The sequence below is a fragment of the Aeromonas sp. 600724 genome (assembly GCF_049175135.1).
Classification (GTDB): domain Bacteria; phylum Pseudomonadota; class Gammaproteobacteria; order Enterobacterales; family Aeromonadaceae; genus Aeromonas; species Aeromonas veronii_A.
This window is the reverse complement of sequence record NZ_JAAKUM010000003.1, coordinates 196,865-217,463: the sequence shown is the minus strand read 5'-3', so window position 1 is coordinate 217,463 and position 20,599 is coordinate 196,865. Positions and strand designations below refer to the sequence as shown.

Annotated in this window: 17 protein-coding genes; 10 read left to right on the top strand and 7 right to left on the bottom strand. The window is 60.9% G+C overall.

Annotated features, from left to right (window positions below; genetic code table 11):
• Positions 1–20 precede the first annotated feature (20 nt).
• Genes G5168_RS04445 through G5168_RS04435 form a run of 3 tightly spaced genes read right to left on the bottom strand, consistent with a single transcriptional unit; the run spans position 21 to position 2,073 of the window.
• Positions 21–1,238: a hypothetical protein gene (locus G5168_RS04445; protein WP_421251883.1), complete on the bottom strand. Its 1,218-nt coding sequence runs from the start codon at positions 1,236–1,238 to the stop codon at positions 21–23.
• Between the two features lie 6 nt (positions 1,239–1,244).
• Positions 1,245–1,454: a helix-turn-helix domain-containing protein gene (locus tag G5168_RS04440; protein ID WP_201949611.1), complete on the bottom strand. Its 210-nt coding sequence runs from the start codon at positions 1,452–1,454 to the stop codon at positions 1,245–1,247.
• A gap of 7 nt (positions 1,455–1,461) precedes the next feature.
• Complete coding sequence (locus G5168_RS04435; RefSeq protein ID WP_201949613.1) at positions 1,462–2,073, bottom strand: DUF2975 domain-containing protein; 612 nt, start codon at positions 2,071–2,073, stop codon at positions 1,462–1,464.
• A gap of 346 nt (positions 2,074–2,419) precedes the next feature.
• Here G5168_RS04435 and G5168_RS04430 point away from each other — a divergent pair, with 346 nt between their 5' ends.
• Positions 2,420–5,875 carry a NahK/ErcS family hybrid sensor histidine kinase/response regulator gene (locus tag G5168_RS04430; RefSeq protein WP_421172137.1) on the top strand — a complete coding sequence of 1,152 codons (3,456 nt, stop codon included), beginning with the start codon at positions 2,420–2,422 and terminating at the stop codon, positions 5,873–5,875.
• Positions 5,876–5,892: 17 nt separating this feature from the next.
• Here G5168_RS04430 and G5168_RS04425 read toward each other — a convergent pair whose 3' ends face one another.
• Positions 5,893–6,504, bottom strand: a complete 612-nt coding sequence (locus tag G5168_RS04425) for an arylesterase (RefSeq protein WP_421249424.1) — start codon at positions 6,502–6,504, stop codon at positions 5,893–5,895.
• A 56-nt stretch (positions 6,505–6,560) separates the two neighbouring features.
• Between G5168_RS04425 and G5168_RS04420 the strand changes: the two genes are divergently transcribed.
• Both G5168_RS04420 and G5168_RS04415 read left to right on the top strand, forming a co-directional pair.
• A complete protein-coding gene (locus tag G5168_RS04420) occupies positions 6,561–7,256 on the top strand; it encodes an ABC transporter ATP-binding protein (protein ID WP_064340783.1) in 696 nt (231 codons plus the stop codon).
• A gap of 36 nt (positions 7,257–7,292) precedes the next feature.
• The gene (locus tag G5168_RS04415) at positions 7,293–9,740 is read left to right on the top strand and encodes an ABC transporter permease (RefSeq protein ID WP_421172135.1); all 2,448 of its coding nucleotides are present in this window, start codon (positions 7,293–7,295) and stop codon (positions 9,738–9,740) included.
• A gap of 126 nt (positions 9,741–9,866) precedes the next feature.
• Here G5168_RS04415 and G5168_RS04410 read toward each other — a convergent pair whose 3' ends face one another.
• Positions 9,867–10,772 carry a TIGR01777 family oxidoreductase gene (locus G5168_RS04410; RefSeq protein ID WP_144714304.1) on the bottom strand — a complete coding sequence of 302 codons (906 nt, stop codon included), beginning with the start codon at positions 10,770–10,772 and terminating at the stop codon, positions 9,867–9,869.
• 252 nt (positions 10,773–11,024) lie between these two features.
• Here G5168_RS04410 and G5168_RS04405 point away from each other — a divergent pair, with 252 nt between their 5' ends.
• Positions 11,025–12,554 carry an EAL domain-containing protein gene (locus G5168_RS04405; RefSeq protein WP_144714306.1) on the top strand — a complete coding sequence of 510 codons (1,530 nt, stop codon included), beginning with the start codon at positions 11,025–11,027 and terminating at the stop codon, positions 12,552–12,554.
• Positions 12,555–12,628: 74 nt separating this feature from the next.
• Here G5168_RS04405 and G5168_RS04400 read toward each other — a convergent pair whose 3' ends face one another.
• Both G5168_RS04400 and G5168_RS04395 read right to left on the bottom strand, forming a co-directional pair.
• Complete coding sequence (locus G5168_RS04400) at positions 12,629–13,810, bottom strand: PLP-dependent aminotransferase family protein (RefSeq protein WP_144714308.1); 1,182 nt, start codon at positions 13,808–13,810, stop codon at positions 12,629–12,631.
• Positions 13,811–14,015: 205 nt separating this feature from the next.
• A complete protein-coding gene (locus G5168_RS04395; RefSeq protein ID WP_421251882.1) occupies positions 14,016–15,083 on the bottom strand; it encodes a M28 family metallopeptidase in 1,068 nt (355 codons plus the stop codon).
• A gap of 274 nt (positions 15,084–15,357) precedes the next feature.
• Between G5168_RS04395 and trmB the strand changes: the two genes are divergently transcribed.
• The 6 genes from trmB (at position 15,358) to G5168_RS04365 (ending at position 20,452) form a co-directional block, all read left to right on the top strand.
• Positions 15,358–16,071 (top strand): tRNA (guanosine(46)-N7)-methyltransferase TrmB, encoded by a 714-nt coding sequence (gene trmB, locus G5168_RS04390; RefSeq protein WP_005335228.1) that lies wholly within the window; start codon positions 15,358–15,360, stop codon positions 16,069–16,071.
• 48 nt (positions 16,072–16,119) lie between these two features.
• Positions 16,120–16,452 carry a YggL family protein gene (locus G5168_RS04385; protein ID WP_033112740.1) on the top strand — a complete coding sequence of 111 codons (333 nt, stop codon included), beginning with the start codon at positions 16,120–16,122 and terminating at the stop codon, positions 16,450–16,452.
• 131 nt (positions 16,453–16,583) lie between these two features.
• Positions 16,584–17,504 carry a glutaminase B gene (gene glsB, locus G5168_RS04380; RefSeq protein ID WP_162516836.1) on the top strand — a complete coding sequence of 307 codons (921 nt, stop codon included), beginning with the start codon at positions 16,584–16,586 and terminating at the stop codon, positions 17,502–17,504.
• Between the two features lie 29 nt (positions 17,505–17,533).
• Positions 17,534–18,829 (top strand): sulfurtransferase, encoded by a 1,296-nt coding sequence (locus G5168_RS04375; protein WP_421251881.1) that lies wholly within the window; start codon positions 17,534–17,536, stop codon positions 18,827–18,829.
• 124 nt (positions 18,830–18,953) lie between these two features.
• A complete protein-coding gene (locus tag G5168_RS04370; RefSeq protein WP_421251880.1) occupies positions 18,954–20,129 on the top strand; it encodes a S8 family peptidase in 1,176 nt (391 codons plus the stop codon).
• Between the two features lie 113 nt (positions 20,130–20,242).
• Positions 20,243–20,452, top strand: coding sequence for a YgdI/YgdR family lipoprotein (locus G5168_RS04365; RefSeq protein ID WP_129503426.1), 210 nt, complete (start codon positions 20,243–20,245; stop codon positions 20,450–20,452).
• The last annotated feature ends 147 nt before the right edge of the window (positions 20,453–20,599 follow it).

The following is a 20,599-nucleotide window of genomic DNA, read 5'->3' as shown; positions in this document are numbered from 1 at the left end:
CGTTGCTGCGGTTTGCGGCGTTACTGTTGCTCGCCAAGATAGAGGCGGCTGAGGCGGCGCCAGGTATCCGAGCCGATGGTGCCGGCAAGCAGCTCATTGGATGCGGCATCAAAGCGGCCATCCGGCAGCCAGCCCAGTTGGGGCAGCAGTTGGGGCAGCGTCACGTCATTGTGTTGCAGCTCCCGCTCCAGCGCTTCCCAGAAGGCGCTCCCCTTGACGTAAAAGAGCGGGTAGTAGGAGCGATCGCCAGCCATCACCTCGCGGGCCGCCCGATAGAGACCGCTATCGCTATGGGGCAGCTGTTTGCCCCACTCGGCCAGCTCGTTGACCGCCGTGACTTGATGCAGCCGAAAGCGGCGTAGCGCCTTGATGGCAAGGTACTCGGCGAGGCTCTCGTTGACCCAGGTGGGTTGTGGAGCAGAGTGGCGAGCGCTCAGGATATGCACCGCCTCGTGGGCCGAGGTGCGCAGCAGGCGCAAGGGGGCCTGTGGCGTCGGTTTGCCAGCCTCGGTGGGGTAGTTGGCGACAAACACCTGATCTCCGGCGGCGCCGCCGAGAGAGCGGGTCGCCACATCCCGCCCCAGCCACACCAGTTGCCACGGGTGAGTGGGTGGATCCACATCGAGCTGGAAGGCCAGATAGTCGATGATCTCATTCAGTTGCTGCTGCAAGGCCGGCAGATCGAGCTGATTGGCGGTCTCGTCATGGCTCAGCACCAGCCGCGGATCCGGCTTGGTGACGGGCACAGTTTGCAGACCAAATGGCAAGATCAGCGGTGGCTGGTTGACATCCGGTAACGGTTGGCAGCTGCCATCCGGCAGACATACCTTCCCTTGGCGGCTCCCCTGCTGGCGCACAAAGTTACCCCATTCGGTCAATAGCCACTGGTTGGGAGCGAACAGAAGCGACTGTTGGGCCGAGGCATCCGCACCCACTGTCGGAGCCGGTGTGAGCGTGATCTGCCAGCCAACCTCTTTGCAGGAGAAGGGCTGGTTGAGGGCAACCGGCTGGTTGTCTGCAAGGCAGACCTGCGCGGGGGAAACCGGCGTGGCACTGCCCGGCAACTGACGAGCGGGGAGCAGGGTAAAAGGGGGCTTGCCCTGCATGGTGAGGCGCACTTGCAGCACATTGGCGCTGGCGCCCCGCTCGATAAGATAGCGGGGGCCGCTCGCGTCATTGCCAGCGCAGGCCCACAGCGGCAGCAGCCACAGGGCAAACAGGGTGATATGACGACTCATAAGGGGTTAGTGCTCCTGCTCGTAGCCCAGCAGATCGCCGGGCTGGCAATTGAGTTCACGGCAGATGGCCTCCAGAGTGGAGAAGCGCACCGCCTTGGCGTGGCCATTCTTGAGGATCGAGAGATTGGCCTCGGTGATGTCGATGCGCTGGGCCAGCTCGCGGGCGGTCATTTTGCGCTCGGCCAGCAGGGCATCGAGGCGGATGATAATGGGCATATGTTCCTCACACCGTCAGTTGCTGTTCATCGGCCAGCAGTTTGGCCTCGCGCATGACCAGTGCCAGCGCTGAGACGATCAATCCGGCCAGCAGCAACTGAAAGTTTGAGGAGCTGATATTGATGGTGCCGTGCAGTTCAGGGCCTTGCAGAGTGAGCGCTATATCCAGCAGTGGCGTGGTGATGATCTCGGCGATGAAACTGGCACACAGCAGCAGTCCGATCATTTTGTAACGACGGATCTGGTCGAAGGTGAACAGCATGGCGCATCGATAGCCACGAAACAGCTGGAGCAGTTGCCACAGGATGAGCATGAAAACTACATCAGGCAGCAGCATGACCAAGGTCGCCAGCAGGCGGGTACCCACATTGAGGGGGTAGTCGGCAATCGAGGGGGCCGTAGTGGTCACTACTGGTGAGGGCATGTTCAGTGGGACATTACTGAGTGTGGAACCGTCATTCACTGCCAGGGCATCGACCAGCTCCTGATGCAGATAGTCGTTGCCACCCAACAGGTGTGACCAGGCTCCCATGACGGTCATAAGTGGGGTGGCCACCAGTGCAAATAGCAGAACCCACTCGATCAGGCCGCTCATTCGTTCGAGCTTGTTGTGTTTCATCGTTTATCTCCAGATGGAATGTGACAGAAAGATTAGGGCCATGAACGGTGCTGTCAGCAGGGTCAGCAGCAGGCACCATTCGATCAGGTCGCTGATGTGTCCGAGCGTATGGTGTTTCATCGTTTCACCTCTTGCTTGAAAGAGAAAAAAGATGGAGCGTGCGCGCATGAAATTATTGTTTATCAATAAACAGATGCTAGTGTTTATCGTTTTGCGATATAGAGTCAAGGCTAAACTTATTGAAAAACGATAATTTCAATCCGTTCGAAGGGGATGACTTTTGGCTGCTGCCTCTCTAGACTGGCGAGGTTGTATACAAAAACTCAACATGGACAAGGAGTTATCGATGCACCAGGGATGGCTGCTGATCGGATTGTCGCTCACCTATCTGGGGCTGCTGTTTCTGATCGCCTTCGTGGCAGACAAGCACAAACGGCACCGTCTCAAGGGGCAACCGCTGCTATACAGCCTGTCGCTGGCAGTCTACTGCACCTCCTGGACCTTCTTCGGCACCGTGGGGCAGGCGAGTGAATCGCCCTGGTCGCCGGTGCCCATCTACCTTGGCCCCATGCTGGTCTTTCTGTTTGGCTGGCGGCTGCTGGCCCGCCTTATTCTGGTGGCCAAGCGCGAGCACATCACCTCCATCGCTGACTTTATCGCCGCCCGTTACGGCAAATCCCAGCGGCTCGCCATGGTGATCGCCCTCATCGCCATCATGGGGATCCTCCCCTATCTGGTATTGCAGCTCAAAGCCATCGTCACCGGGCTGGATCTGCTGATGGTCAACAGTGGCGGCATCAGCCCGACCAGCAATACCAGCGAGTTGGCGCTCGGGGTCACTCTGCTGCTGGCGCTGTTCAGCATCCTGTTCGGCACCCGCCATCTCGATGCCACCGAGCACCACAGGGGGATGGTGGTGGCCATTGCTTTCGAGTCGGTGGTCAAGTTGCTGGCCTTTATCGCGGTGGGGGGCTTTGCCCTCTGGCTGATCCTGAGCAAACCGGGCGAGGCTCACGAGCAGGTGACCCGTGACTTCTTTGCGCAGGTGGTGGCGGTGAGCCCCGGCAACCTGCTGGAGCTTGCCATCTACACGGTGCTGGCGATGTGCGCTGTTATCTGCCTGCCGCGCCAGTTTCATGTGACTGTGGTGGAGAACAATCAGGGGCAGGATCTGCACTGGGCGCGCTGGATCTTCCCGCTCTACCTGTTCGTGATGGGGCTCTTTATCTGGCCGCTGGCACTGGCGGGCAAACAGTGGGTGGGGGCCGACATGGCCTCCGACACCTATGTGATCAGTCTGCCGATGGCCCTCGGTTTCGATGGCATGGCGATGCTGGCTTTTCTCGGCGGCACCTCGGCGGCCACCGGCATGGTGATCGTCTGCACCATCGCGCTGGCCATCATGGTGAGCAACGATCTGGTGCTGCCGGTGCTGCTGCGCCGCTTCTGGCGGCAGGGGCGCGACGAGCGGCTGGTGCGTCTGCTGTTGCAGGTGCGCCGTGGCGCCATCCTGCTGATCTTGCTGGCGGCCTGGGGGCTCTACCTATGGCTCGGCGATCTCACCAGCTTGTCGCGCATCGGTTACCTCTCCTTTGGCGCGGTGGCCCAGTTTGCGCCGGCTCTGCTGCTCGGTCTCTACTGGCGCCACGGCAATCGCAAGGGGGTCTATCTTGGGTTGAGCCTCGGAGTGAGCCTCTGGTTCGTGACTCTGCTGGTGGAGAGTGGCTTGCTGGCGGGCTCGCCCTTGGCCGAGCTGCTGGCGCCGCCGGACTGGCCCGCGTTTCGCGAGCTGAGTCTCGGGGCCTGGTGCATCTTCCTGAGCCTGCTCTTCAACCTGCTCGGCTATGTGGCAGGCTCGCTTCTGTCGCGCCCTGCGGTGAGCGAGCGGCTGCAGGCGGCCAACTTTGTCGGCAAGCCGAGCCGCGATACCGCCGCCCTCTATCAGGCGCGGGTCTCGGTCAAGGAGCTGGAGATGCTGGCGGCTCGTTTTGTCGGCTCAAGCCGGGTCAAGCGCGCTTTTGGTCGCTTCGCCGGTGAGCGGGGCGGCACCCTTGCTCCGCAGATGCAGGCTTCGGCCGAGCTGATTGCACACACCGAGCGGCTGCTGGCGGGGGTGTTTGGTACCTCGTCGGCACGGCTGGTGCTTGCCTCTGCCCTGCAGGGGCGCAACATGCAGCTCGAGGAGATCGCCACCATCGTCGATGAGGCATCCGACGTGTTTCGCTTCAACCGCGGCCTGCTGCAGGGGGCGATTGAGCATATCGGGCAGGGGATCTCGGTGGTGGACAGGGAGCTTCGGCTGGTCGCCTGGAACCGCCGCTACATCGAGCTGTTCCACTATCCGCCGGGGCTTATTCAGGCAGGGCGCCCCATCGAGGAGATCATCCGCTACAACGCCCAGCAGGGGCTCTGTGGCCCCGGCGATATCGAGGAGCACGTGGCGCGGCGGGTCGCCTTTATGAAGCGGGGCAGCGCCCATATCTCGGCGCGGGAGCGCCCGGACGGGCGGGTGATCGAGATGCAGGGCAACCCCATGCCCGCCGGTGGTTTCGTCATGACCTTTACCGACATCACCCCGTTTCGTGATGCGGAGCGGGTGCTGCGCGAAGCGAACGAACATCTGGAGGCGCGGGTGGCCGAGCGTACCTGTGAGCTCTCCGAACTCAACCGCCAACTATTGCTGGTGAACCAGCAGGTGGAGCGGGCCAATCAATCCAAGAGCCGTTTTCTGGCGGCGGTCAGCCACGATCTGACCCAGCCCCTCAATGCGGCCAAGCTGTTTACCTCCTCCCTGCTGGAGATGTTGCCCGATGCTGGCGAGCAGGCCCGCATCGCCCGCCATATCGACGATGCGCTGGGGGCGACCGAGGATCTCATCACCGATCTGCTCGATATCTCGCGGCTCGAAGCGGGCAAGTTCAAGGCCAGGAAGCTCGACTTTGCCCTGCGCGATCTGCTCGACAACCTCAAGGCGGAGTTTGGCGTGTTGGCGCAGGCGGGGGGGATCCACTTCTCGGTGGTGGATAGCAAGCATGCGGTACACAGCGATGTGCGGCTGCTGCGTCGGGTGCTGCAGAACTTCCTCACCAATGCGTTTCGCTACAACCCGGGTGGCCGGGTGCTGCTCGGTTGTCGCCGGATGGGGGAGAAGATCCGCATCGAGGTATGGGACAACGGCCCCGGCATCCCGCAGGACAAGCAGGAGGCTATTTTTGACGAGTTCTCCCGCCTCGATCACTCCCGCACCGCCAAGGAGCAGGGGCTGGGTCTGGGGCTCGCCATCGCCCGTGGCATCTCGCAGGTGCTCGGTCATCAGCTCACATTGCAGAGCTGGCCGGGCAAGGGATCGGTCTTTGCGGTGACCCTCAATCTGGCGACCCGGCCGGTCACGGCCTATCAGCTGGCGGCGCCGGTGGCGCGCGACAGCCAGCTGGAGGGGGTGGCCGTGCTCTGCATCGACAACGAGCGGGACATTCTGACCGCCATGAGCACCCTGCTTTGCCGTTGGGGCTGCGAGGTGCGCTGCGCCGTCGATCTGGCCGAAGCCGAGGCGCTGGTGACAGAAGGGTTTGTGCCGCGGCTGGTGCTCTCTGACTACCACCTCGACGACGGCAAGACCGGGTTGGAGGCGCTCGCTGCCCTGCAGCGGGTGTGTGGCGACGAGCTGGGAGGCATCATCATCAGCGCTGATCGCAAGAGCGAGTTGCAGGCGCAGATCCGCGAGCGGGGGTATGGCTACATCAGCAAACCGGTCAAACCACTCAAACTGCGGGCCCTGATGAACAGCCTGCTGCTGAGTTAAACAGGGGGAGATGTTTCTTATGGCTCCATAAGGGGCTCAATAAAACCGGCTACCTTGTCGCGGATCTTGGGCTGGGCCGCAGGGGTGGGATGAATACCATCGTTCATCATAAGTTCAGGGCGCAGCGCAATATCATCCATGAAGAAGGGCAGCAGCGGCAGATCGTTAGCCTGGGCCAACTCGGGAAAGATCTGTTCGAACTGGCGCAGATAGCGGGCACCGTAGTTGCGGGGCAGCTGGATTTGGGTCAACACCACACGGATCTGCTGCTCCTTGGCGAGCGCGATCATGCTGGCCAGATTCTGGCGGGTAATGGTCGGTGCGAAGCCGCGCAGGCCATCGTTGCCCCCCAGTTCGATCAGCAGCCAGTCCGGCTTGTGCTCCTTCAGCAGAGCGGGCAGACGGGCCAGCGCCCCCTGGGTCGTTTCACCGCTGATGCTGGCATTGAGCAGAGTGTGTTTGCCCCCCTCTTCCTGCCATTTCTGGTTGAGCAGGGCAGGCCAGCTCTGCTCAACCTGCATTTGATAGCCGGCGCTCAGGCTGTCTCCCAGCACCAGCAGGGTCTGGGCCTGAGCCGACGATAGCAGGCTGCCGAGGCCAACGAACAAGACAAACAGAATACGCACCATCAATTCAACTCCCGCTATGGATTGTCATCAAGGGATTGGAACAAAGGATACAGAGCATGAGTTCAACCCCCATTATTGTCGTCAAGGGCCTCGGCAAATCGGTTCGCCTCGGCCAGGAAAGCCTCACCATCCTTGAAGGGATCGATCTGCAAGTCAATAGCGGCGAGACGGTGGCGCTGGTCGGTGCCTCCGGCTCCGGCAAGTCCACCTTGCTGGGGCTGCTGGCCGGGCTCGATCTGCCGAGTCAGGGGGATATCGAAATCCTCGGCAAATCCCTTGGCGAGCTGGATGAGGAAGGGCGAGCCCGATTGCGCGCCGAGCAGATCGGCTTTGTGTTCCAGTCGTTCCTGCTGCTCCCGACCATGACGGCGCTGGAGAATGTGATGCTGCCCGCCGAACTGCGCGGCGAGCGTGATTGCGAACCAAGAGCTCGCGAGCTGCTGGCCGCGGTCGGGCTTGGCGAGCGGTTGCACCATCTGCCGCCACGGCTTTCCGGCGGTGAGCAGCAGCGGGTGGCCATCGCCCGCGCCTTTATGACCCGTCCAAGCCTGCTGCTGGCGGACGAGCCGACCGGCAACCTCGACAGCAAGACCGGCGAGAAGGTGATCGAGCTGCTGTTTGAACTCAATCGCAAGCACGGCACCACGCTAGTGGTCGTGACTCATGACCATCAGCTGGCCGAACGCTGTCAGCGGCAAGTGGTCATGACGGCGGGTCGGCTGGATCGCGAGGTGGCCCATGATGTGGTGTAACGGGGTGAGCTGCGGGTCAAGCGGGAGATGCAAGGGATGATGCAGTGGCGATTGGGATGGCGGTTGCTTCGCCGGGAAGGTTTCAGCGGCGAGCTGCGCTGGTTTGTGCTGGCGCTGGCCCTGAGCGTGGCGTGCGTCTTGAGTGTGGCATTGGTGGCGGATCGGCTCGATGCCGGACTCAAGGCCTCAGGCCGCGACTTTATCGGGGCGGATCGGGTGCTGCGCACCGCGGCCGCCCTGCCGGATGGCTGGCTGGCCCGAGCGAAACAGGATGGCTTGGCGGTGCAGATCACCGTCAGCTTCAACAGCATGCTGTTTCATGGCGATGCGTTGCAGCTCGCCTCCATTCGGGCGGTGCCCGATGGTTTTCCCTTCTATGGCAAGTTCACTCTGGAACCTGCCCGCGCCCCGGCCCCCGGCGAGATCTGGCTCTCCGCCCGGGTGATGCAGCTGCTTAAGGCCAAAACGGGGGATGAGCTGGAGGTGGGCAATACGGTGCTCAAGGTGGCCGGTCTGCTTGGCGAGGAACCGGATCAGGGTTTCAGCCCCTTCTTGCTGGCGCCGCGTGCACTGATCCATAGCGCTGATATCGAGGCGACCGGCGCTCTGCTCCCCGGCAGCCGCCAGCAGTGGCGCTATCTGTTCAAGGGGCCGCGAGAGTCGCTTGCTCGTTACGAACAGTGGCTATTGCCGCAGTTGCAGGCCGGACAGAAGTGGATCAAACCGGATGACAGCGAATCCCGTGTCGGCCGCTCGCTGGCCAATGCCGAGCGTTTCTTCCGGCTTGCTTCCCTAAGCGGGGTATTGCTGGGGGCGTTGGCGATGGGGATCGCTGTGCGCCACTTTGCCGAGCGCCAGACCAATATGGTGGCGCTGCTCAAAACCCTGGGGGCATCTCGTCGCTCGCTCTGGCAACTGATGGGAACCCTGCTGCTGTCGTTGACGCTGATCGGCGCGTTGCTGGGTCTGGTGGCGGGCACTGCCATGCAGTGGATCACCTTGCAACTGCTGGGGGACCTGCTGCCGCCGGATCTGCCGCCCCCCTCTTGGCGCCCCTTTGTGCTGGGCGTGGCAGTGGCGCTCTTTATCACCCTGCTGCTCGCTTTTGTGCCCTTCTTGCGGCTGCTGAAGGTGCCGCCGCTACGGGTGTTGCGTCGCGAGCTGGAGGCGGGGATTCCCCCCTGGCTGGCCCTGCCGGTCGGTCTGCTCGGGCTGTTTGCGCTGGTCTGGGGCTTTACCGCCGATGTGCGGCTGGCGCTGGGTCTGGTCGGTGGTATGGGCTTGCTGATGGGGCTGCTGGCCCTGCTGGCGGCGCTGATGTTGCGGCTGGGAGCAAGAGTGAACGGGCCTCATGCCTTGCGGCTGGCTCTGGCCCACCTGTCGCGCGAGCGCAGCAGCGGCCTGTTTCAGTTGGCGGGCTTTGCGCTGGCATTGATGCTGTTTGGCTTGCTCTGGGCGGCCAGGGTCGATCTGCTGGATGAGTTTTCGGCCCGTCTCCCCGTCGATGCGCCCAACCGTTTTCTGGTCAATGTGGCCGAGAACGAACGGGAGGGGATCCTGAGCGAACTGGCGGCGGCCGGGGCCACCACCTCCGATTTCTATCCCATGGTGCGCGGCAGGCTGACCCATATTGCCGGTGAGGCGGTGGGCGAGGGGGCCAGCAGTGGCCGCGAGGGGGTAGATCGGGAGCTCAACTTCACCACCACGGCTACCCTGCCAACCGACAACAAGCTGGTGGCCGGGAAGTGGCTTGCCGGGTCCGGCGAGGTGTCGGTGGATAGCGAGTTGGCCAAGCGACTCGATATCAAGCTGGGGGACATGCTCGCCTTTACCATCGAGGGGCGCAGCTTCGGCGCCAGGGTCACCAGTCTGCGCAGCATCAAGTGGGACAATATGCGCCCCAACTTCTACATGATCTTCTCCGAGGATCTGCTGGCACCCTTCTCCCGTACCTGGCTTGGCAGCTACCGGCTGCCCGAGGCGGGGCGCACTGCCGAGGTGGAGTTGATCCGCCGTCACCCCACGGTGAGCCTTATCGATGTGGATGACCTGATTGCGCGGCTCACTCAGGTATCGGAGCAGGTGAGCCGGGCACTGGCGCTGATGCTGGGGCTGGTGACAGTGGCCGCGCTGCTGGTGCTGCTGACCCAGACCCAGGCCAGCATGGCTCAGCGTCGGCGCGAACTGCTGCTGATGCGCACCCTGGGTGCCAGCAGCGAACTGCTGAAAAAGATGCTGCGTTGGGAGCTGGTGGCCAGTGGTGCGCTGGCGGGGCTCTGCGCCGCCATGGTGGTGGAGCTCTGTTCCTTTGGCCTGCAGTGGTGGTGGTTCGAGGGGTTGTGGCAGTTCCACTGGGCCATCTGGCTCGGTCTGCCGACTCTGGGGGCGCTGTTGGTGACGCTGGCGGGGCAGGGGATGCAGCGCCAGCTGCTGGCTGGCACCCTGAGCGATCGGCTGCGGGGGCTGGGTCAGGGACTGTTGTAATCCCGCCAGCGCGAGCCGATACACACAAGGTGCAATAGCGCAGCCGCAATAAGCAAGCAGCCCGGCCTTGGTCGGGCTGCTTGCTATGCGAGGTGCTGACGAGTGGACGCAGCGAACAGGTGTGAGTTAGCGGGGCTCGCGCAGCAGATTGGCGAGGGCGCTCGGCAGCTCGGGATAGCTGAAGTGAAAACCGGCCTGTTGCAGCCTTGTTGGTATCACCTTTTGTCCGGTCAGCAGCAGATCTGCCGCCTCCCCCATCACCAGTTGCAACAGCGGCGCCGGGACGAAGAAGAGGTGTGGACGGTGCAGGGTCGCGGCCAGAGTCTCACTGAACTCCCGGTTGCTGACCGGATGGGGGGCGGTTCCGTTGAAGATGCCGCTGCACTCTTCGTGCTCCAGTATGAACAGGATGGCGCGCACCAGATCCTGCACATGGATCCAGCTCATCATCTGGCTGCCCGACCCCATGGGGCCGCCGAGTCCGAGTCGGTATGGGGGGAGCATTTTGGGTAGCGCTCCCCCATCCATGCCGAGCACCAGCCCGATCCGCACGATACAGACCCGGGTCTGCTTGCTTTGTGCTTCCAGTGCCAGGGTCTCCCACTGTTGGCAGAGTTGGTGGGTGAACTCGTCGTTGGGAGAGCGGCACTGCTCGTCGAGGGTTTCGGTGCCCTGTCTGCCATACCAGCCGATGGCGGAGGCGTTGATCAGCACCTTGGGCGGCGTTGTGGAGAGCTTGATGAGATCCACCAGCTGCTCGGTCAGCAGCCAGCGGCTGTCGCAGAGCAGCTGTTTACGCGATTCGCTCCAGCGTCCGGCGGCGATGGGTTCACCCGCCAGATTGATCACTGCGTCCACGTCATTGAGGTCATCGAGCCGGTCAAGGTTATCCAATACCTTGATATCGTGACCGAGCAGGGAGTAGGCGCGGCTCCCCTGCCTGCTCAATACCACGACCTCGTGATTGACCTTGAGATGGGCAACCAGCTTGCGGCCGATAAAGCCGGTTCCTCCGGTAATCAGAATCTTCATCGTTGCACGCTCCTGCTGCCGTTTGCTCTACTCTAATGGCGTCGTCCTCCTTCAACAAGTGGACGAGTTTGACACGTTTTGTTCATTCGACTGATGTTAACTCTATCCTCTTCTTGCGACATATTGTTGAACAATAGTTTGAATTGATTGATTTTTGTCGGGTGGACATTTGTTGTTCAATCGCTATTATGGCGACCCTTTCGCCTGTCCACCGGGGCTGTCACCCACCATCCGAGCATCAAAGAGGCCGCCATGCCATTTCGTCGTTTGAAACTTCGCCAGCTTTACTCGAGGATTCTGGTGGCACTACTGATGGGGGGCGGGATCCTGCTGCTGGGGGTTGTTGCCGTTATCTGGCAGACAGTGACCGAGATAGAGCATGATTCCGATTCACGGTTGCAGCATGCCCGGATGATGTTTGATCGCTCCATCGGCCATGCCCGGCAAGCGGCCATCAATGTGGAGGGGATGCTTGGTCACTCCTGCAAGGAGGCGGCACAACTGCTGCGCGAACAGGTTGCCACTGTGCCTGATGTCCGCTCTGCCAATCTGGCTATAGGAAATCGTATCTATTGCACCTCGCTCTATGGTGACTACGATGGCCCCTTCAACCCTGACAGTTATGTGGATGGCAGGCTGCAACTGCTGCCAGGCAATGAGGTCACACCGGATCGCCCCCTGATCGTGCTGCGCCACGAAACGGACAAGGGGAGTGTGCTGATCGGTGTGGATGGCTACTACCTGCGCAATACCCTGGAGATCTCCAGCAAGAACTCCCCGATGGCTCTGGTGGTGGGGCAGAGGGCACTGTTTGGCTCGGGTCAGTTCGGGGCGGCGCCCTCTCCGGCAGAAGAGGGTTATATTGCCCTCGCTTCGGCCGATTTCCCCTATCAGGTCGTCACCCGGATCACGGTGCATGATTACTTGAGCCACGCATGGCGCTACTCCAGAGATACCTTGATCCTCTCTCCACTGCTGGCGCTGCTGATTGGATTCGGCACCTTCAGGCTGATGGGGCGTAGCAGCTCACCAGCGGAGGAGCTCAAGCGGGCGTTGATCGAGGAGGAGTTTATCCCCTACCTGCAGCCGGTGGTCTCCGGTGAGGATGAGCAGTGGCGTGGCTGTGAGGTGCTGATGCGCTGGCAGCATCCCAAGCAGGGGATGATCTCGCCGGATCGCTTTATCCCGCTGGCGGAAGATAGCGGCCTGATCGTGCCCATGACCAGCCTGTTGATGGCCGAGGTGCGTGACCACTTCTCCCCTTATGCCCGCAAGCTGCCGGCAAAGTTTCATTTTTGCTTCAATATCAGCGCCAAGCACTTCCAGGATCTCGACCTGTTGGCTGACTGCAAGGCCTTTCTCGACGCGTTTAAGGACAATCCCGTTGATTTGGGGTTGGAGCTGACGGAGCGGGAGCTGCTGGTGGCTGATGAGACAACCGCCCGGATGTTTGCCGAGTTGCGCAAACTGGGCGTGTTGATCGCTATCGATGACTTTGGCACCGGTCACTCCAGTCTGACCTATCTGCAGCAGTTTCAGGTCGATGCAATCAAGATTGACCGTAGCTTTGTAGAGATGATCGGTACGGATGCACTCTCCAGCCATATCGTTGAAAACGTGATTGATCTGGCGAAGCGACTTGAATTGATCCTGATCGCGGAGGGGGTCGAGAAGCAGTCGCAGGCGGACTACCTGCGGGCTCGCCACGTTGACTATCTGCAAGGATATCGCTACGGCCGCCCCATTCCGATGAAGCAGTTTTGCAAGACCCTGTTTGGCTGAACGGGTGAATGGGGAGCATAAAAAAACCAGCGAGCGCTCGCTGGTTTTTTGTTAATACGGTTTGGCTTGGGCGTTCAGAGCATCCGCTGGAGGGCGCGGGCCAGCCGCTTGACCCCCTCCTCGATGGTCGCCTCATCGACGCAGGAGAAGCTCAGGCGCAGGGTGTTCTTGATTTCGGGGCGTACATAGAAGGGGGCGCCGGGCACGAAGGCTACCTTCTCCTTGATCGCCTCGTCAAACAGCGCCATGGCGCTGATGTGGGCTGGCAGAGTCAGCCAGAGGAACATGCCCCCTTCCGGTCTGGTGTAGCTGACGCCGGGCGGGCAGTGACGGGCCAGTGCAGCCTCCATGGCGGCACGCTGGCGACCATAGACCTCCTTGATCTTCTCCAGATGGGCATCCAGTGAATTGTCGGTCAGGAAGCGGTGCAGCACCTGCTGGCTGAAGGCGTTGCTGTGCAGATCGGTTGCCTGCTTGGCGATGGTCACCTTCTTGCGTAGCCACTCCGGCACCAGCATCCAGCCCAGACGGAAGGCGGGCACCACGGTTTTGGAAAACGAGCCGAGCAGCACGGTATTGTTTGGCGCCAGCTTGGCAATGGGGGGCAGATGCTCCCCTTCGAAGCGCAGCTCGCCGTAGGGATCATCTTCCACCATCAACAGCTCGTGGCGCACCAGTCGCTCGGCCAGTGCCTCGCGGTTGGCACGGTTGTAGGAGACACCGCTCGGGTTCTGGAAGTTGGGCACGCCGTAGAGCAGCTTGGCATTGGATCCGCTTGCCAGCAGCGCATCCAGCGCCGCCAGATCCAGACCCTCTTCTTCAAGGGTGATCGGCTTGAAGGTGGGTTGATAGACAGAGAAAGCCTGAATGGCGCCAAGGTAACCCGGCTCTTCGATGATGAGATCCTGACCCTCGTCGATCAGCACCTTGCCCAGCAGATCCAGCGCCTGCTGGGAGCCGCTGGTGATGAGGATGTTGTCCGGATTGACCTGCATGCCGTGGCGGGTCAGATAGCGGTCGGCAATATATTGGCGCAGCGGGGCGAAGCCTTCGGTCGCCGCATATTGCAGGGCGGCAGCCCCTTGCTCGCGTAGCACATCCTGACAGGCCTGATCGATCGCCTTGACCGGAAACAGGTGGGGATTGGGCAGGCCACCAGCGAAGGAGATGATCTCCGGATTGGCGGCAACTTTGAGGATTTCACGGATAAAGGAAGGCTCAACCTTCTCGAAGCGCTGGGCAAAAAACGGCTGCATAGACAATTCTCTCGGCATGTGGGCGGTCGCTCCATTCGACCGCCAGGTTATCCGTTTGTATCAGATTTCAGAAATGAGGCAATGATTGTCACAAAAATCGCCAAAAAAGGCAGGTTTGGCACCTGCCCGAATTTTACCTGCCCGTGTGGCTCCCATGAATTGAAATGAGTTAGGGCGATCTTGTTTTGTGGACAAGCAACTGACCTTACAAACCCGGTTCCTTGAGGAAGCGGATCATCAGGTCGGTGTTGGCGCCAAGTTGGCTTTCTACTCTGCCTGGGAATAGTTCCGCCATCTTGTCGAGGCGGTCGTACTGGGTGTGCCAGATTTTTCCCCACTGGGTTTCGCTGTCACGATCGCAGGCGTTCTTGGTGGTGGCGTCATAGCAGTCCCACAGCGCTGGATTGGTGCTTTGGGAGTAGCCGTCATAGCCATCAGCGCCGTTGATGGTGAAGTTGGTCGCTTCAACGTAGGCGATCGGCACCCCCAGGCAGGCAAAGGGAGCGTGATCTGACCAGCTGCCAGTCTCCCCTTCCGGATAACCGCTGTAGCTGGGATGAATGGCAAACGGGGTCGCAGTCTGTTTGGAGAGGGTAAGCAGGCGATCCCGCACCTTGGGATCGAAGCTGTAGCGGCTCGGATCTGTGCAGTTGTATTCGGCGACGTCCGAGTGGGCTGAGTGGACGTAGACGATGTCGCCCCCGGCGATGGTGTCGTAGTTCACCATCGCCAGCAGCTTGGCGACGGCGGTGCTGTCGAGGCTGGCGGCATAGGCTTTGGAGCCGTTGAGACCGTTCTCCTCCGCCCCGAAGAATGCAAAGCGAACCGTGTAGGGCAAGGTTTGTCCTTTAAGCGCCTCAGCCACTGCCAGCAGGGCTGCGACGCCAGCGCCGTTGTCGGTGGCTCCTTCAGAACCTTTCTTGTCGCCCGTACTGTCGTAGTGGGCGCCGATCAGGATCACCTTGTCACTTGTGCCCTTGAGCTCAGCGATCAGGTTTTGGGAGTTTTTACTGGCGCCGCTTTTGGTGTAGGTGAAGGGTTGGCGTTGCACATTGTAGCCCCAACCGGTCAGATGGTCCTGGATCCATGCCGCGGCACGAGTTTCTGCCTCTGTCCCCGTGGGGCGCGCGCCAATCCCTTCTGCGGTTGAGCTCAACTGCACCAGATACTCATAGGCCTGCTCGGCGGCAGCAGGGGTTTGTGAGTCATTTGTTGATGTGTCGCATCCCGCAAGCAAAGTGGTGATGGCAAACGCCAATGCTCTGTATTTCATACTGCAATCCTTTGTTGTGTATGGTTTTATTTGCGCAGGCAGCATGTACTCGACGCGTGACCGATTCTGTGAACGGGTCGGCATTTGTCAACTGTTGTCAATGAAATGGAGAGAGATGAGGGATTTGTTTCGCGAAACACTTGCGCCTTGGGCCTATCTTGGGATAATTCGCTCCCCTGTTTTCGCGGGTCGATGAAATGCCGAGCCGCGAGCGGTCCCGCTAGGGATCGGACACAAGATGTATTACCCGGATTGATGAAATAACGAGACCATTATGCCTGTGACCCAAGATGTATTTAACGAAGACGGCAAGTTCATGCGCAAGATCCGCAGCTTTGTCCGTCGCGAAGGCCGCCTGACCAAAGGGCAGGAGAAGGCCCTGGAAGAGCTCTGGCCGGTCATGGGCATCGATTTCGAGCCAAAGCAGCTCGATCTGGTCGCACTGTTTGGCCGTGAAGCACCTGTGGTGCTGGAGATCGGCTTTGGCATGGGCGCCTCTCTGGTGGAGATGGCCAAGAATGCCCCCGAGAAAAACTTCATCGGCATTGAAGTGCACTCCCCGGGCGTGGGCGCCTGTCTGGGTACCGCTCAGGAAGCGGGCGTCACCAATCTGAAGGTGATCTGCCACGATGCGGTCGAGGTGCTGGAGCACATGATCCCGAACGGTTCACTCTCCTGCCTGCAGCTCTTCTTCCCGGATCCCTGGCACAAGAGCCGTCACCACAAGCGCCGCATCGTGCAGCCGGCGTTTGCCCAGGACATTCGCCAGAAGCTGGCCATCGGTGGTGTATTCCACATGGCTACCGACTGGGAAAACTATGCCGAGCACATGCTGGAAGTGATGAGCGCCGCCGAGGGTTACGAGAACACCTCAGCCACCGGCAACTGGGTGCCGCGCCCTGACTGGCGTCCGCTGACCAAATTCGAACAACGTGGCCATCGTCTGGGGCACGGGGTTTGGGATCTGATTTTCAAGCGTGTCAGCTGAGCTGGCACGTCAACACACCGAGCGTATCAACTAACTTGAGGAGCTATCATGGCCAATCGTAGCCGCCGCCTGCGCAAGAAACTGCGCGTCGATGAATTCCAGGAAATGGGTTTCGACATCAGTTTCAACTTCCCGGTCGGCACTGCCGAAGAGACCATCGATGCCGTAGTCGATGCGATGATCGATGAAGTGATCGAACCCCGCAAACTGGCTTTCGCCGGTTCCGGCCACCTGGCCTGGGAAGGGATGATCTGCACCCAGCAGCTGGGCAAGTGCAGCGAAGAAGACCGTGCCGCCGTCAAATCCTGGCTGGAAGGCAAGGGGATGGAAGCTGTCGTGGTCACCGAACTGTTCGACCTCTGGTACGGCGAACCCGCCTGATACCAGACTCGCTGTGGCAGGCGAGCCGGTGTCGACTGCCTGCCGCAGTCAGATAGACAAATCCCGCCACTGGCGGGATTTTTGTCAGTGGGGATGGGATCTCCACACCCGCTTTAGTCATGGAATTGCTTATGGTGTTGTCATCCGAATTACTGGCCAGCATTCTGGAAGAGGTGCGCCCGCTGCTGGGGCACGGCAAGGTGGCCGACTATATTCCTGCACTGGCGCAGGTGCCAGCCGACCGGCTCGGCATTGCGGTCTGTACCGTGGAGGGGGAGCTGTTCACGGCCGGTGATGCCTTCGAACCCTTCTCCATCCAGAGTATCTCCAAGGCCCTGAGCCTGACGCTGGCCCTCACCCTCTATCAGGAGGAGGAGATCTGGGCCCGGGTCGGCAAAGAGCCCTCCGGCCAACCCTTCAACTCGCTGGTCCAGCTCGAGTTCGAGCAGGGGATACCCCGCAACCCCTTTATCAATGCCGGCGCTCTGGTGGTCAACGATCTGCTGGAGACTCGCCTCACTGCACCGCGTCAGCGTACTCTGGAGCTGGCTCGCCGCCTCTCCGGCAATCCGGCCATCATGGCGGATCAGGTCGTCGCCCGCTCCGAATATCAGCACTCGGCCCGCAATGCCGCCATCGCCTATCTGATGAAGGCGTATGGCAACTTCGAAAACGAAGTGGACAAGGTGCTGCAGAGCTATTTCAATGCCTGCGCCATCCGCATGAGTTGCGTCGATCTGGCGCGAACCTTTATCTATCTGGCCAACCGCGGCTTGCCGCTTGGCGAGAGTACCCCACTGCTGCCGGCGCGCACCACCAAGCAGGTCAACGCCCTGCTAGCGACCTGCGGCCTCTATGACGAGGCGGGAGATTTTGCCTACCGGGTTGGCATGCCGGGCAAGTCCGGGGTCGGCGGTGGTATCGTGGCCCTGATCCCGGGAGAATTGTGCGTCTGTGTCTGGTCGCCCGAGCTTAACAAAGCGGGCAATTCGCTGGCAGGGACGGCAGCGCTGGAGTTACTGGCCGAGCGTCTGGGCCGCTCCATTTTTTAACCTTGTTCACTATGAATCGAGAAATCACCATGAAACGACATCTTCGCTTCTTGCAGGCCGCGCTGGCGACCTTGCTGCTCTGGTGTGCCCTGCCCACCTTTGCAGCCGAGTTGCCACCGCTTTCGCTGGCTGATGCCAAGGCCAAACAGGCGGTCATCCTGGATACTCGCGCCAGCTACTTCTATCAGGGGTGGCCCATGGAGGGCGAGAAGCAGGGGGGCCATGTGGCCGGCGCCGAGAACCTCTCCGCCGAGTGGAAATACCGCGATGCGGATTGGCCTGCCGCCCTTGCCATCAAGGGGCTGAAAGCCGACCGCCCGGTCGCACTGTATGGTGCGCCGCGCGAGGTGGCCGAGGTGGCGCGCATGCTGCGCATGCAGGGCATCAAGCAGCTGTTCGAGCTGCAGGGTTGGCAAAGCGCCCCGCGCGAACACCTGGCTCGCTGGCAACAGCTGGTCTATCCGCGCTGGCTGCTCGACCTGCAGGAAGGCCGGCCGGTAGCTGCAGCGCCCAAGGGTGACTGGAAGCTGTTTGAAGTGGATTGGGGTTCACCCAAGGCCTATCTGCTGAGCCACATTCCGGGGGCGGGTTATATCGATACCAACCGTCTGGAAGAGGAGCCGCTGTGGAACAAGGTCTCTGACGAGGCGCTCAAGGCGCTGCTGCTGGAGAACGGCATCCGCCACGACACCACCGTGATCCTCTACGGTCGCAACACCATGGCGGCTGCCCGCGCTGCGCATCTGATGATGTATGCTGGCGTGGAAGATGTCCGCCTGCTGGACGGCGGCCTGGATGCCTGGTTTATCCAGCACCTGCGCACCGAAACCGGCCTGCCCAACAAATATGAGCCGGTGAAGGATTTTGGCGTGGCCATTCCGGCTCACCCCGAGTACTACACCACGCTAAGTCAGGTGAAAGAACTGCTCAAGCAGCCCGATAGCGCGCTGGTCAGCGTACGTACCTGGGACGAGTTTGTCGGCAACACCTCCGGCTACAGCTACATCAAGCCGAAGGGCGATATCCCGGGGGCCAAGTGGGGTCATGGTGGTGTCGATGCCAACAGCATGAGCGACTTCCATAACCCGGACGGCACCATGAAGCCGGCCCGCGAGATCCTCGCCATGTGGAATGAGTGGAACATCGAGCCGACCCAGCAGGCCGCTTTTTATTGCGGTACCGGCTGGCGTGCCTCCGAAGCCTTCTTCTACGCCTGGCTGATGGACTGGAAGCGGATCAGCGTCTACGACGGCGGCTGGTACGAGTGGAGTTCCGATCCCAAGAACCCGACCGTGACCGGCGAGCGCCAGCCCGCCAAGTCATGATTGCGCTCTTGCGCTTGAAAGAAGAGGCCGGACAGATGTCCGGCCTTTTTGTATCCGCTCGGACCTGCGCCAGCCTGCCACTACACTTTGCTGGTGGCTATCAGGTCGATGGAAGGAGTGACTGATGAGACGGATATGGACAGGCCTGCTGGTGGCAGGCGTACTGGCACAGGGGGTAATGGCTGCCGAACGGGCTCGTTATCTGGTGCAACTCAAGCCGGGGGCGGAGGCCGCTGTGCTGGCCCAAAGCAAAGGGATGGGGGGCGAGCTGGCCCTGCAACTGCCCGAGCAGCATGCGCTGGCGCTCTGGTTGCCAGCTGCTGCAGCGACAGCGCTGGCGCGCAACCCCAACGTGCTGTGGGTGGAGCCGGATGCCAAGCGTTATGCCAGTGCCGAGACCCTGCCTTATGGCATTCCCATGGTACAGGCGCCACAACTGAGCGATGGTATGGCCGGAGAGGTGCTGGTGTGCATCATTGACTCTGGCTATAGCGGCAATCACCCGGATCTGCCCCATGGGGCGCAGGTGCAGGGTAGTGACAACGCAGGTACAGGCAGCTGGAGCAGTGACGAAAACGGTCACGGCACCCACGTGGCAGGCACCATAGCCGCCATTGGGGGGAACGACATGGGCGTGGTCGGTGTCTTGCCGAATCAGAGTGTCCCGCTGCACATCATCAAGGTGTTTGGCGCCAACGGCTGGGCCTATACCTCCAACCTGGTGGGGGCTCTCAATGCCTGCAAGCAGGGGATGAGCAGTCGTGGCTTTACTCGCATGGTCATCAACATGAGCCTGGGGGGCAATGTGCCCAGCAAGACGGAAGAGCAGGCGTTCAATCAGGCTTACAGCCAGAATGTGTTGAGTGTGGCGGCGGCGGGCAATGGGGGCAACACCAGCAAGTCCTATCCCGCCTCTTACAGCAGTGTGGTGAGCGTGGCTGCTATCGATGGCAGCAAGCAGTTGGCTTATTTCTCGCAACGCAACGATCAGGTGGAGCTGGCGGCCCCCGGTGTTGCTGTGCTGTCGACCGTGCCGAGTGGTTACGCCAGCTACAGCGGTACCTCGATGGCGACCCCTCATGTGGTCGGGGTCGCCACCCTGGCCTGGTCACAGCGGCTGGAGTGCAGCAATGATCAACTGCGCCAGACCCTGCGCAGCAGCGCCCAGGATCTGGGGGCTGTCGGACGGGACAACAGCTATGGCTATGGTCTGGTGCAGGCCAGAGCCGCGGCAGATCGGCTGGCACTTGGCTGTGGTTCCGGTACCGGTAGCAGTGGCAAACCGGGTGGTCGCAAGTAACTGATTTTTGATGGTGATCTCACTTTATTGTGCAAGTTTCCGACTGCCTGCCGGATTGGAGTAGGCTGGATATGACACCCTCGTGGTGAGGGTGAAAGGAGAAGAGTGCGCCTATGAAAAAACTGATGATGATCCTGGTGTGCGCCCTGGGGCTGGTAGCATGCAGCTCCCAATACATCATGAGCACCAAGGATGGCAAGATGATCACCACAGAGAGCAAGCCCAAGCTGGACGAGAGTACCGGTATGTATCGCTATTACGATCATGAAGGGCGTGAGGTGATGATCAATAAAGAAGATGTGACCCAGATCATGGAGCGTTGAGCGCTCATATGCAGTCAGGGCCGCAATATGCGGCCCTTCACATTTTTACCGGCAAATCTCTCCATTTTCTCAGGCAATCGCACCTCTTTCGCCACAAATGCGCGTTCGGGTACAGCTTCCGTTATGGTTCGGTCCGTATTATTGCAC